Source organism: Cupriavidus sp. CuC1, from assembly GCF_044627735.1.
GTDB classification, from domain to species: domain Bacteria; phylum Pseudomonadota; class Gammaproteobacteria; order Burkholderiales; family Burkholderiaceae; genus Cupriavidus; species Cupriavidus ulmosensis.
Window position 1 is genome coordinate 1 of sequence record NZ_JBIUHC010000223.1, and the last position, 13247, is coordinate 13247.

General features: G+C 66.3%; 11 protein-coding genes and 1 pseudogene. 10 read left to right on the plus strand and 2 right to left on the minus strand.

The features are described 5' to 3' along the window. Positions 1-177: 177 nt before the first annotated feature. From ACGLHR_RS47285 to ACGLHR_RS47325, 9 genes are all read left to right on the plus strand, one after another. Positions 178-1785, plus strand: a complete 1608-nt coding sequence (locus tag ACGLHR_RS47285) for an exonuclease domain-containing protein (protein ID WP_400102663.1) — start codon at positions 178-180, stop codon at positions 1783-1785. 310 nt (positions 1786-2095) lie between these two features. Then, positions 2096-3613, plus strand: a complete 1518-nt coding sequence (locus tag ACGLHR_RS47290; RefSeq protein WP_400102664.1) for an amidase — start codon at positions 2096-2098, stop codon at positions 3611-3613. A 64-nt stretch (positions 3614-3677) separates the two neighbouring features. Beyond that, positions 3678-5018 (plus strand): MFS transporter, encoded by a 1341-nt coding sequence (locus tag ACGLHR_RS47295; RefSeq protein WP_400102665.1) that lies wholly within the window; start codon positions 3678-3680, stop codon positions 5016-5018. A gap of 81 nt (positions 5019-5099) precedes the next feature. Then, on the plus strand, positions 5100-5531 hold the full coding sequence (locus ACGLHR_RS47300) for a hypothetical protein (protein ID WP_400102666.1): 432 nt from the start codon (positions 5100-5102) through the stop codon (positions 5529-5531). 471 nt (positions 5532-6002) lie between these two features. Continuing rightward, the gene (locus ACGLHR_RS47305; RefSeq protein WP_400102667.1) at positions 6003-6998 is read left to right on the plus strand and encodes an ABC transporter substrate-binding protein; all 996 of its coding nucleotides are present in this window, start codon (positions 6003-6005) and stop codon (positions 6996-6998) included. A 49-nt stretch (positions 6999-7047) separates the two neighbouring features. Continuing rightward, the gene (locus ACGLHR_RS47310; protein WP_400102668.1) at positions 7048-8085 is read left to right on the plus strand and encodes a Rieske 2Fe-2S domain-containing protein; all 1038 of its coding nucleotides are present in this window, start codon (positions 7048-7050) and stop codon (positions 8083-8085) included. A 52-nt stretch (positions 8086-8137) separates the two neighbouring features. After that, positions 8138-9070, plus strand: coding sequence for an ABC transporter ATP-binding protein (locus ACGLHR_RS47315; RefSeq protein WP_400102669.1), 933 nt, complete (start codon positions 8138-8140; stop codon positions 9068-9070). A 42-nt stretch (positions 9071-9112) separates the two neighbouring features. Beyond that, positions 9113-9907 carry an ABC transporter permease gene (locus tag ACGLHR_RS47320; protein WP_400102670.1) on the plus strand — a complete coding sequence of 265 codons (795 nt, stop codon included), beginning with the start codon at positions 9113-9115 and terminating at the stop codon, positions 9905-9907. Beyond that, complete coding sequence (locus tag ACGLHR_RS47325; protein ID WP_400102671.1) at positions 9904-11358, plus strand: amidohydrolase family protein; 1455 nt, start codon at positions 9904-9906, stop codon at positions 11356-11358. The genes ACGLHR_RS47320 and ACGLHR_RS47325 overlap by 4 nt, the downstream gene beginning before the upstream one ends. Positions 11359-11432: 74 nt before the next feature. On the opposite strand, the gene ACGLHR_RS47330 is transcribed toward ACGLHR_RS47325, so the two are convergent. Further along, positions 11433-12299: an NAD(P)-dependent oxidoreductase gene (locus ACGLHR_RS47330; protein WP_400102672.1), complete on the minus strand. Its 867-nt coding sequence runs from the start codon at positions 12297-12299 to the stop codon at positions 11433-11435. A 131-nt stretch (positions 12300-12430) separates the two neighbouring features. On the opposite strand from ACGLHR_RS47330, the gene ACGLHR_RS47335 reads away from it, so the two are divergent. Beyond that, the gene (locus ACGLHR_RS47335) at positions 12431-12796 is read left to right on the plus strand and encodes a winged helix-turn-helix transcriptional regulator (protein ID WP_400102673.1); all 366 of its coding nucleotides are present in this window, start codon (positions 12431-12433) and stop codon (positions 12794-12796) included. 88 nt (positions 12797-12884) lie between these two features. Here the strand turns inward: ACGLHR_RS47335 and ACGLHR_RS47340 are convergent. After that, positions 12885-13070: pseudogene (locus ACGLHR_RS47340) on the minus strand (hypothetical protein); the annotation flags it as partial. Between the last annotated feature and the right edge of the window lie 177 nt (positions 13071-13247).

The window sequence follows — 13247 nt, forward strand, 5'->3', positions numbered from 1 at the left end:
GTCTGCTTTGCAGCGGTCTTTTGTGTTGCGAGGGGGCGAATAATAAGACGCTCCCCCGGTCCTGGCAAGCCTTTTCTTGAATTTCTTCAGCGCGGTCTGTGACACGGTGATGAAGCAGGCTTGCGTGCCCCAGCGCAGGGCAGCATTCGCGCGGCTGCTATCTATTAGAATCGACGGATGCCTGACCTTCCTATCTACCTGCCATCGCGCCAGCCGGCGAATGCGCCCCGGCATCTGGATGCGCAAGCGCTGGCAGCAGCACTTTCACGCCCAATTGTCTTTGTCGACCTGGAAACGACAGGCTCCGACGGCACACGCGACCGTATTACCGAGATCGGCGTTGTGGAGGTGGGACCGGACGGCATTATCGAATGGGACACCCTGGTAGACCCGGGCATCGGCATCCCGCCCTTTATCCAGCAACTGACCGGCATCACCGACGACATGGTGCGTGGACGGCCAAGCTTCGAGTCACTGGCGGAGTCGCTCGCGGAGCGGTTGCAGGGCAAGCTCTTCGTCGCGCACAACGCGCGCTTCGACTATGGCTTCCTTAAGAATGAGTTCCGCCGCGTTGGCGTCACCTTTCGCGCCGATGTCCTGTGCACGGTACGGCTCTCGCGCTCGCTGTTTCCCTCGGCGGCGCGCCACGGGCTGGATGCGTTGATCGCCCGGTTCGAGTTGCAGCCCAAGGGCCGGCACCGGGCTCTCGCCGATGCTGAGCTGTTGTGGCAATTCTGGCAGAAGGTCCACGAGCTCTATACGGTGGACCTGGTCGAATCCGCAGTGCAGTCGCTGATCAAGCGGGCGAGCCTGCCTGCCGGGCTGGAAGAAACCGCGCTGGACGACGTTCCCGACACCCCGGGCGTCTATCTCTTTTATGGCGACCAGGACATGCCTCTCTATATAGGGAAGAGCATCCACCTGCGCCAACGCATCGGCGCGCATTTCTCCGGCGATCATCGTGCCGCCCTGGAAATGCGGCTGGCACGCGCGGTGCGCCGAGTCGAATGGCGCGAGACCGGCGGCGAGGCCGGCGCGCTGCTGCTGGAAGCCCACCTGATCAAGACGATGCAGCCGCTGCACAACCAGATGCTGCGCCAGAACGCCGGGCTCTATGCGTGGGAACTGGCCCCCGGACTGAGCGCGCCGATATTGCGCTCGGATCGGGACACCGATTTCAGCCGGCACCCTAATCTGTATGGCGCCTTTCCCAGCCGGGCCAGTGCCCAGGCCCGGCTGGCCGAACTGGCGCAAACTCATCAGCTCTGCCAGGTCGCCCTCGCCCTGGAAAAAACCGCGCGGCGCGGCCTGCCCTGCTTCGCGCGTCAACTGCACCGCTGCCAGGGCGCGTGCACTGGCGACGAGTCACTGGCGGCTCACCGTGAACGGGCGGCGGCAGCGCTGGCCGGCCTGGCGATCCGGCCCTGGCCGTTCGCGGGTGCGGTGGCATGGCGCGAGCAGCACGGCGCCAAGGCGTGGTGGCATATCCTGGAAGACTGGTGTTACCTGGGCTCGGTGCCCACGCTGGAGGAGGCACCAGGCCTGTTATCCTCGCCTGCACGCTTCGACCTGGACACCTACCAGATCCTGGCGCCAAGGCTGGCGGCGTTGATCGCCAGTGCCATTGCGCTGGAACCCGTGCGGCAATTCGAGCTGCAAGCGCCGCCCTCACCCCGGCCGGACACGGAGCCGCGGACCGCATCCGCGCCAGCCGCCCCAGCGCTCACGCACCGGCGCAGGGCGCCAAGCCCAGACCAGCAGACCCTGTCCTTCTTCGATCACTAGGCCGGGCCACCACCCCGGCCCTCTCTCTTTTGGGCACCATCAGCCCAGCCAAAGAGCATAAACGGTATACCAAATCACCTGGAACTCGTGCCCCGCCGCGGTGCGCGACCTTTTATCGCCTTCCCCGCGAACCCCGGATTTGTGCTGAAAACTGCTGCATTGCACCAGAAAGCGGCGGATCGTGACCGCCTGGACATTTGGCTTGCCCTCTGCAATTAAATGAATATAGTATACCGATTTCGGCGATAGGCCGACCGATCCCCGACCCCGTGCGCCTTGGCCACGAGACCCCACAAGACGGAGCGCCACCGTGACCCGGCAAGACCTAGCAAGCACAGACACCCGGCAGAAAGAGGCGTGCTTCCTGCCGGTATGGGAAGCCGCAGCGTTGTTGGCCAAAGGCCACGCCAGCGCGCAAGACCTGGTGAACTGGTGCGAGGCCGCCTATGCCGCCTCGCATCGGGAGATCAACGCCATCATCCTGGCGGATTTCGCCGCCGCCCGCGCCGCGGCCGAGGCCAGCGACCGGCGCCGGCGCCGCGGGGAACCGCTTGGCGCGCTGGACGGCATTCCCTTCTCCATCAAGGAATCCTTCGACGTGGCAGGCTGGCCCACCACGTGCGGCAACCCGGCGCTGCGCCACAACATTGCTGCCAGCGACTCGGCCGTGGTCGAGCGCCTGCGCGCGGCTGGCGCGGTGTTGCTGGGCAAGACCAACGTGCCGATCGGGCTGCGCGACTGGCAAAGCTACAACGCCATCTACGGCACCACCCGCAACCCGCGCGACCCCAGCCGCACCCCGGGCGGCTCGTCCGGCGGCAGCGCCGCGGCCGTCTGCGCGGGCATGAGTTTCTTCGACGTGGGCTCCGACATCGGCTCGTCGCTGCGCAACCCGGCGCACTACTGCGGCGTGTTCTCGCACAAGAGCAGCCACGGGCTGGTGCCGCTGCGCGGCCACGGCATTGGCCACGGCTACGGCGAGCAGGACATCAACGTGGCGGGGCCGCTGGCGCGCAGCGCGCAGGACCTGGAACTGCTGCTGCGGGCGCTGGCCGGTCCGGACGGCAGCGAAGCGCAGGCCTATCGCCTGACGCTGCCGCCCTGCCGCAAGCACGCACTGGCCGACTTTCGCGTCGCCGTGCTGCCGAGCCATCCGCTGTGCGAGGCCGACGGGGAAGTCAGCGACGAGATCGAAAAGCTTGGCCGCTGGCTGGAGGGACAGGGCGCCCAGGTACGCTGGAACGCGCGCCCGGACTTCGATGCTTCGGCCCTCTGGCACACCTATGTGCTGATGCTGCGGGCCACCACATCGATCCATATGGATGACGCCGGCTTCGACGCCGCACTGGCCCGCGCCGCCGGCGCCGCGCCCGAGGACCACAGCTATGCCACGCTGCAATTCACCGGCGCGGGCATCCGGCACCGGCAATGGCTGCAGCTGCAGCAAGCCCGGGCCACCTTCGCGCAGGCCTGGCAACGCTTCTTTGGCGAGGTGGACGTGATGCTGTGCCCGGCGGCCGCCACCACCGCCTTTGCGCTGGATGAAGCCGGCGAGCCGTGGCAGCGCACGCTCCAGGTCAACGGCCGGGCGCAACCGCTCACCAACCAGTTGTTCTGGGCCGGGCACTCCGGCCTGTGCGGCCTGCCCTCGACGGTGGCGCCGATCGGCCCGGGCCGCAGCGGCCTGCCGGTGGGCGTGCAGATCGTCGCCGCGAGATTCGAAGACCTGAGCGCATTGCGTTTTGCCCAGTTGCTGGAAGCAGCGGGTTTTGCCTTCCGGCCACCGCCGGCCCGGCTCCAGTCCCAGTCCCAGTCCCACACGGTGTAAAGCGCCCCGGCGCCATAAAAGAACAGCGCACCGCCCCCCAAAGCGAAGACACGAAGGAAAGATCATGTTCACCTGGTTCAAGGATTTATCGACAATGGAGCGCAAGGGGTTTTACGGCGCGTTCCTCGGTCATGCGGTCGACGTGTTCGACTTCATGATCTATTCCTTCCTGATTTCGACGCTGCTGACCCAGTGGGGCATGAGCAAGTCGGCCGCCGGCGCCATTGTCACGTGGACCTTGGTGTCATCGCTGGTGGGCGCCATCGGCGCGGGCGTGCTGGCTGACCGCTACGGTCGGGTGCGCGTATTGCGCTGGACCATCGTGGTGTTCGCCGTCGCCTGCTTCCTGTGCGGGCTGGCCAACACGCCCGAGCAACTGCTGGCCTTCCGCATGCTGCAGGGCCTGGGCTTCGGCGGCGAATCCTCGCTGTGCATGGTGCTGGTGACGGAGATGATCCGCAACCCGGCGCACCGCGGCAAATATTCCGGCTTCACCGCCAGCAGCTACTCCTTCGGCTGGGGCGCGGCGGCCATTGCCTACGCCATCACCTTCAGCATCTTCCCCGCCGAAACCGCCTGGCGCGTCTGTTTCTTCATGGGCATCCTGCCGGCGCTGGTGGTGATCTACCTGCGCCGCAACCTGGAAGAGCCTGAGGTCTTCACCAAGAGCCAGGCCGAACGCGCCGCCGGTGGCACCGGCAGCGGCCCCACCGCATGGCAGCAGCTGGCGCGGCTCGGCCGCAGGCCGCTGCTGGGCAAGACCGTGCTGTGCAGCCTGCTGTCGGGCGGCATGCTGGGCGCCTACTATGCGATTGCCACCTGGCTGCCCACGTTCCTCAAGACCGAGCGCGGGCTGTCGGTGTTCGGCACGAGTTCCTACCTGGCCATGACGATCGTCGGATCACTGGTGGGCTATGTGGCCGGCGCCTATGCCACCGACCGCTGGGGCCGCCGCCTGACCTATATCGCCTTTGCCGCCGGCGCCTTCGCCATGGCGCTGGTCTATATGGTGATACCGGTCTCGAACACGTCGATGCTGTTCCTGGGCTTCCCGCTTGGCGTACTGATGCAGGGCGTGTTCGCCGGCATCGGCGCCACCATCTCGGAGTCATATCCCAACGATATCCGCGCCACGGGTTATGGCGTCTCGTACAACGTCGGGCGCGTGATCGGCTCACTGTTCCCGCTGACGGTGGGCTGGCTCAGCACCGGCCGCACCTCGCTGCCGCTGGCGATCGCCATCGTGGCTGGCGTAGGCTACATGATGGTGATGGGCGCCGCACTGCTGCTGCCGGAAACCAAGGGCATGGACCTGGGCCAGGCCGGTGGCGACGACAGCGCGCACGACCCGTCCCGCGACGCCGACAAGGCCGTGCTGGCGCCAACTGTGGGCAAGCCCGCATAAAGCGTCTCAGGCCGCTTGCGGCAAGGCGGGCGGCTAGGCTAGTCTGCGCGAAGGGGGCATGCTTGCTCCCCTGGAGCTGCCATGCCTGCCGTCCGCCGTCTCTCCATCTCCCCTCGCCTTTGGTTGACCCTACTCGCCGCCATCGCCCCGGGCGGCTGCGCAGGCATCGAACAATCCGCCATGCAGCGAATCCTGGATTCGTGGCAATCCGCCCCGATCGAGCAAGCCAAGGCGCAGTGGGGCCCGCCGCAAGCCGTGCAGGCCGTGCCCGGGGGCACCGCCTACCTGTGGACCGAGGAAGTGCCACCGGCGCGCGCGCCGGGCAGCGGCCCGCGCGATGCGCGCGCGCCCACGTCACCCGAGCCCCTGCTGGTGCCCGGCCTGTGCCATCGCCGCCTGATCGCAGGTCCCACCGGCCTGGTGATCGGTGGCGACTGGTCCGGCAACGCGTGCTGTGTCACCACCGCTATCGGCCGCTGCGGCGGGCTGGTCAGGACCAGCACCGGCTCCTGATCGCACCGGGCACCGCATCTCTCACCGAATTGGTGCACGTCGTGCAACGCGCCAGGCGATCATGCACCAGGGCTGCCCAGCGGCGTGCCACGATCCGGCGCATTTGGGACGCGGCATTCACCGCTGCCGTTGGCACACCTCTTGCTGAACAAGCTATCGAGTAGAAGCGGTTAGCGCCGATGCGCCTCCCCCAGCGGGGCAGACGCATCCCGGCGTGGGACATTGCTCTCGCGACCATCCGGTCGCACGCCTGGTTGACTCGCATCGCGAGATGCATCCGGGCGTTTGGATCCGGCCACCAGGCCGGGCACGAGAGAAAAGAGAGCGCCCACGATGTCCCCCATCTTCAAGCCCTTATTCCATTTCGCAGATGCGTCCGGCGGCCATGCCGCCGCTCGCGTCCTGCGCCGTTGCCCGCCTGTTGCCGTACCCGCCCTGATTTCCCCCGCAAACATCCGCACAGGAGCCCCCATGAAGACGCCTTCCCCATTGCGCCGCCTGTTGATCGCCGGCGCCTGCGCCGCGCTCACGCTCGCCGCCGTCCCCGCCACCGCGCTCGCCGCCGACAAGGTGACGTTCCTCACCTCCTGGTATGCCCAGGCGGAACACGGCGGCTTTTATCAAGCGGTAGCGAAAGGCATCTACAGGAAGTACGACCTCGATGTCACGGTTCGCATGGGTGGCCCGCAGGTCAACGGGATGCAGATCCTCACCCGCGGCCAGGCCGACTTCCTGATGGGCTACGACCTGCAGGTGCTCAAGAGCGTGGAGCAAGGCGTGCCGGTGACCACCGTGGCGACCTCCTTCCAGACCGACCTGCAAGGCATGATGACCCACGAGGACGTCAAGAGCCTGGCCGACCTGAAGAGCCGTACGGTGCTGGTCTCCACCTCGGGGCGCACCACCTGGTGGCCGTGGCTCAAGGGCAAGTACAAGCTCGAGGAATCCCAGTCGCGCGTCTATACCTTCAACCTGCAGCCCTTCTTTGCCGATCCGCAATCGGCCCAGCAAGCCTACGCGTCGTCCGAAGTGTTCTCGGCCAGCAAGGCCGGCGCGAAGACGCGCTTCTTCCTGTTCGCCGACGATGGCTACCCGCCCTACGGCACCACCATCGTCGCCATGCAGAAGATGGTCAAGGAAAAGCCGGACGTGGTCGCGCGCTTCGTCAAGGCGACCATGGAAGGCTGGAAGAGCTACCTGGCGGACCCTGCCCCGGCCAATGCGCTGATCAAGCAGGAGAACCCCAACATGAAGGACGACCAGCTTGCCTGGGGCGTGGAAAAACTCAAGGAGTACCACATGGTCGGCGGTGGCGACGCGGCCCGCTACGGCATCGGCGTGATGACCGATGCGCGCTGGCAGAAGACGCGCGACTTCATGGTAGCCGCCGGGCTGCTCAAGGCCGATACCGACTGGAAGCAGGCCTACACCACGCAATTCGTGAAGGACCTCAAGGTCATGCCCTGAAGCGCGCGGCCGCGCTATTCAAGATCAACCCCATACAAGGATTTTCGACATGCTGGTCACCCAACAACCCGTACTGCGCCGCTTCTGGTACGCACTGATGCCGGTCTCGATGCTCGACGACGGCCCTAAGCCCTTTACCCTGCTGGGCGAAAACCTGGTGCTGTGGAGGGGCGCCGACGGCAAGCCCGCGGCGCTGCAGGACCGCTGCTGCCACCGCACCGCACGCCTGTCCAAGGGCTGGGTCAACGAGCGCGGCGATATCGTCTGCGGCTACCACGGCTGGGAATACAACTGCTCGGGCAGCTGCGTGCGGATTCCGCAGGCGCCAGACAACGCCATCCCCTCGGGCGCGAAGGTGCAGGCTTATCACGTGCAAGAGAAATACGGCTACGTGTGGGTGGCGCTGGACGATCCGCTGCAGCCCATCCCCGATTTCCCGGAGGATGGAGACCCCGCCTACCGCCGCATCTTCCAGTTCTACGAGAAGTGGAACACCAGCTCGCTGCGCGTGATGGAGAATTCCTTCGACAACTCGCACTTCAGCTTCGTGCACCGCGCCAACTTTGGCTTGTCCGAGCAGCCCAAGCCGGAGAAGTACGAACTGCAGCAGCGCGAGTGGGGGTTCGAGGCGGAGACGCTGGTGCCGATCCGCAATATCGAGGCGGGCCACCGCGTTACCGGCACCACCGAGCCCATCACGCATCGGCATATGTTCAACCGCTGGGACCTGCCGTTCACGCGCCGCTTCGGCTGCACTTATCCCGCCAGCGGGCGCCATCACATCATCTACAACTGCGCCACGCCGATCGACGACAAGAGCGTGATGCTGTCGCAATGGCTGTACCGCAATGACAGCGAGGAAGACTGCTCGACCCAGGAGCTGATCGATTGGGACGCGCCCATCGTCGGCGAGGATCGCGACATCCTGGAAGCCACGGACTACGACGCCTGCGTGGACACGCGCCGCCGCGTTGAATTCCATATGGAATCCGACAAGCCCGGCTTGCTGATGCGCAAGATGCTGATGGAATTGTTCACCCAGCATGGCGAGAAGGAAGCCTTCCGCATTCCCGTGGTTCGCGGTTAAACCGGACTTCCGATAGCCGATAGCCCCGGAACCATTCCATACGGAGACAGCCATGAGCGTCCTCTTTCGCAGTGCCGTGCAAGCCCCCGCTGCTGCCCCCAGCGCCGGCGGCCTTGCGTCCAACGCCTGCGGCGAACCCGAGCCCGCTGGCAGCAGCCGGCGTGATGCCGACGCGCCGCTGCTGTTCGCCAACCAGGTCGAGAAGACCTACCCCAACGGCACCGTGGCGCTGGAGCGCGTCAAGCTGGCGATCAGGCCCGGCGAGTTCGTCTCGCTGCTGGGCCCGTCCGGCTGCGGCAAGAGCACCTTGCTCAAGCTGTTTGCCGGATTGGAAACGCCGTCGGCGGGCCATATGCGCTGGTGGGGCAACCCCTCGCTTCCGACCGCAACCAACTGCGCCACCAACAGCGCCACCAACAGCGCCGGCCGCACGCTGGCGATGGTGTTCCAGGAAGCCACGCTGATGCCGTGGGCGCGCGTGGCCGACAACGTGCGGCTGCCGCTGGACCTGGCCCGCATGCCGCGCGCCGAGGCCGACGAACGCGTGCAGCGCGCGCTGGCGCTGGTGGGGCTGGGCCGCTTCGCCGCGGTCTATCCGCGCGAGTTGTCGGGCGGCATGCAGATGCGCGTGTCGATTGCGCGGGCGCTGGCGACCAACCCGGACCTGCTGCTGATGGATGAGCCCTTCGGCGCGCTCGACGAGTTCACCCGCAACAAGCTCGACGCCGACCTGCGCGCACTGTGGGCCGAGCGCGGCCTCACGGTGGTCTTCGTCACCCATAGCATCTACGAAGCGGTCTACCTGTCGAGCCGCGTGGTGGTGATGGCGGCGCGCCCGGGCCGCGTGATTGCCGACGTGGCGATCGAGGGTCCGCAGGTCCGCGATGAAGCCTTTCGCGTCTCGCCGGCCTTCATGCAGTACTGCGCGCAATTGTCGGCGCTGCTGACGCAGGCCAACACCGGCGTCGACCCCAACGAGCACTGAGCCCGGCAGCCGCATCGGTCCCACGGATAACAAGGAGCCCCCATGAATCCCCCGCTACTGTCGCGCCCCGCCATACAGCGCGTGGCTGCCCCGCTTGCCGTCGGCGTGCTGCTGTTGCTGGCCTGGCAGGCGATCTGCACCGCGCTCGCCGTCCCCGCGTACCTGGTGCCCACGCCCACCGCCATCGGCCATGCGCTGGTGGAAGACTGGAGCCTGCTGTCCGGCTCGCTATGGGTGACGCTGCGCATCACCATGCTGGCCTTCGCGCTGGCCGTGGTGGTCGGCACCGCCTCGGCGTTCGTCTTCGTGCAGAGCCGCCTGATTGAAGCCAGCCTGTTTCCCTACGCGATCCTGCTGCAGGTCACGCCGGTGGTAGCGATCGCGCCGCTGATCATCATCTGGGTCAAGGAACCGACGATGGCGCTGGTGATCTGCGCCACCATGGTGGCCGTGTTCCCGATCATCTCCAACACGGTGCTGGGCCTGCGCAGCGTCAACCCCGGCCTGCTCAACCTGTTCCGCATCAACCGCGCGAGCCGCTGGGATACCTTGCGCCGCCTGCGCATTCCCAGCGCGCTGCCCTATTTCTTCGGCGGCCTGCGGATCTCCTGCGGCCTGGCGCTGATCGGTGCGGTAGTGGCGGAGTTTGTGGCGGGTACAGGTGGCACGGGTGCGGGGCTGGCCTACCAGATCCTGCAGGCCGGCTTCGCGCTCAATATCCCGCGCCTGTTCGCCGCGCTGTTCCTGATCACGCTGACCGGCGTGGCGTTGTTCGGCGTGATGGTGGTGGTGTCGCGCATGGCGCTGTCGCACTGGCACGAAAGCGAGCTGGCATGACGACCAATACCATCCTGATTCGCAATGCCACCGCCATCCTGACCGGCCTGAAGGGTACCGGTGACGGAACGGGTGAGGGCGAGCGCCACGCCGGGCCGGACCTGCGCGTGGCAGGCGGCACCATCGAGGCCATCGGCAAGCTGGCGCCGCGCCCTGGCGAGCAAGTCATCGACGCCACCGACTGCGTGATCTACCCGGCCTGGGTCAACACCCATCATCACCTGTTCCAGTCGCTGCTCAAGGGCGATCCGCCGGGGCTGGACCTGACGCTCACGCCGTGGCTCGGGGCTACGCCCTATCGCTTTCGCGCCGCCTTTGACGAAACCACCTTCCGGCTTGCCGCCCGCATTGGCCTGATCGAACTGGTGCGCAGCGGCTGCGGCACGGTGGCGGACCACAATTATCTCTACTATCCCGGCATGCCCTACGACAGCTCCGCCATCCTGTTCGAGGAAGCCGAGGCGCTGGGGCTGCGCTTTGTGCTGTGCCGCGGCGGCGCCACCCGCACGCGCCAGCTGGAGAGCGACCTGCCGCAGGCGCTGCGTCCCGAAACGCTCGACCAGTTCCTGGGCGATTGCGAACGGCTCACCGCGCGCTACCACCAGCCCGCGCCAGATGCCATGCGGCGCGTGGTGATGGCGCCCACCACGCCGCTCTACTCCATGTCGCCCGAGGAGTTGCGCACCAGCGCGCGCACCGCGCGCCGGCTTGGCATCCGGCTGCACAGCCATTTGTCCGAGACAGTGGAATACCAGAACGCTGCGCGAGACAAGTACCAGACGACCCCCGTGGCCTTCTGTGGCGAGTACGAATGGCTTGGCCGCGATGTGTGGTTCGCCCACCTGGTGAAACTGGGCGCGGATGAAATCCACCAGCTCGGCGCGACCGGTACTGGCATCGCGCACTGCCCGCAGAGCAACGGCAGGCTGGGCAGCGGCATCGCGGATATCCCGGCGCTGGAAGCCGCGGGCGTGCCAGTGTCGATCGGCGTGGACGGCGCCGCCTCCAACGAAGCGGCCGACATGATTTCCGAAACCCATGCGGCGTGGCTGCTGCAGCGCGCGCGCCGAGGCCATGGTGCCCGGCCGCGCGCCGAGGGTGGCGACCATGAAGGCGGCGCCGACGCCGCGCGCGTGGAAGATGTAGTGCGCTGGGGCACGGCGGGCGGGGCTGCCGTGCTCGGCCTGGATGCGGTGGGCACGCTGCAGCCGGGCAAGGCGGCCGACCTTGCCATCTACCGGCTCGACGACCCGCGCTGCTTTGGCCTGCACGATCCGGCCATTGCCCCCGTGGCCAGCGGTGGGCGGCCGGCATTGCGCGCGCTGCTGGTGGGCGGACGCATGGTGGTGGAGCACGATGCGATTCCGGGCCTGGACCTTGCCGAGCTTGGCGCTGCCGCTCGCGACGCTGTACTGCGCTTGCAGCAGCGCGCTGCACAACCCGCGGCGTAACATCGTGGATGAGAGGAGGGCGGCGGCAGCCGCCCTCCCTGCCCGGCTGGCCAGGCGCGGAGCCGGTGTCGATGCTACTGGCGCAGTACCTTGATGAGGGCAGCGAGTTCCTCCCCGCCGTAGCCGGCGTCCGCGGCTCGCTTTAGCAGACCCGACGCGTAGGCGGGGAACTCGCTATTGATACCCGCCTCTCGCGCCGTCTGCAACAGGCGCTGCGTCGCTTCCACCGAAATCCTGAGCGGGCTTTCGGAGATCGTGAAATCCCCCGACTGGATCACCCCGCCCTCGTGCTTGAGGAAGGCGCCAAAGGTTGGCGAGATATCGGCAACAACCGCGCCATAGGCCGCCACGTCGATGCCCTCGGACTCGGCGATGCGTGCCCCGTGCATGAAGCCGAGCACCGCCCCATAGATGTACGAGAGCGTGGCGAGATCCATCGTCGAAGCCGAGCCGATCTTATCGCCGAGATAGACGATGTTGCCGCCAAGGATTCTCAAGGCAGCTTCCGCGCGGCGAAAAACGGCATTGTCGCCGGACACCAGGATCGGCGTATCGGCCTGTCCCATCTGGCTCGGCGCGGCCTGGATCGCTCCATCGAGATAGGCCGCATCTTGCTGACGCGCCCACGCCGCGCTGTCGCGGGCGTCTTGCGGGCTGCCGGTGGTCAATTGAATCAGCAGGCGTCCCGCCAGGGCCGCGCCAACATCCTGCGCGTGGAGAATCTCGTCGGCAGCCTTATAGTCGTAGACACACATCAGAACAATGGCGCTTGCGCGGGCGGCGGCAGCCGCGCTGGGCGCCAGCACCGCGCCCTCCTGCACAAGCGGTTGCGCCTTGGATGCCGTCCGGTTCCAGAGCGTGACGCGATACCCGCTGCGCAAGTACAGGCGAGCAATGGTCTCGCCCATCGACCCAAGCCCAATTATCGATATTTCTTTCATGGCGTATTATCCGGTTATCAGTGTGTTGATATCAGCGCGTTGACGCCTGGATAATATGGATTCCAATTACGCAGGGTCAAGTACCTACTAAAATGTAAGGTACCCACCAAAAAGTAAATAATGGAGAAAATATGGCCCGCAATAACCCATATTGCTGCGGTATCGGACCTGCCTTCGATGTGATCGGCGGCAAGTGGAAGGCAGTGATCCTTTGGGAAATCCACCAGCATGGGCGCCGCTTTGGCGAACTGAATCGGCTGCTGCCGGACGCCAGCGAAAAGATGCTGATCCAGCAGTTACGGGAGATGGAGGCGGACGGCCTGGTGCGCCGGGAGGTCTTTGCCGAAGTGCCGCCGCGGGTGGAATATTCCGCAACGGACCTCGGCGCTTCACTCAATCGTGCCATGGCAACGCTGGCGGACTGGGGAGAGCTTTATGCGAAGGAAATGGGAATAAGGCCGCACGATAAATCCGATGCGCAAGCCGACGCCGCTTAAACTGCGGCGACCATGCTTCCCCATCCAAAAGCGAACGCATGGCGGCAACCCATGCATTCAATCGGCGGAGCACGCAAGGGTGCCATCATCAAACCGCCGCCGGGTCCACCTTGCCAATATCAATGCCGTAGCTCCGGATCGCCTGGCTGACGCGTGCGCGTGGAATCCTTCCTTCGTCCGCCAGGGCCTTCAGCGCGGCCACAGCGATGAAATGCCGGTCCACCTCGAAGAACGCACGCAATGACTCCCGCGTATCCGAGTGTCCGAAGCCATCGGCATCTTCGTCTTCCAGGAGGGCACGAACTGGCCGCGGATCTTTTTCTTGAGCCTGGCGCTTGTGGGGCTGATCGGCCTGCGTTTCTCCGAAGCCGCGGCTTGATCGGGATGCGCGTCAAACCTCGGCCTTCAGGCCGAGGAAGGATAGCGCGGACGCCGTAGGCGTCCAATGCTG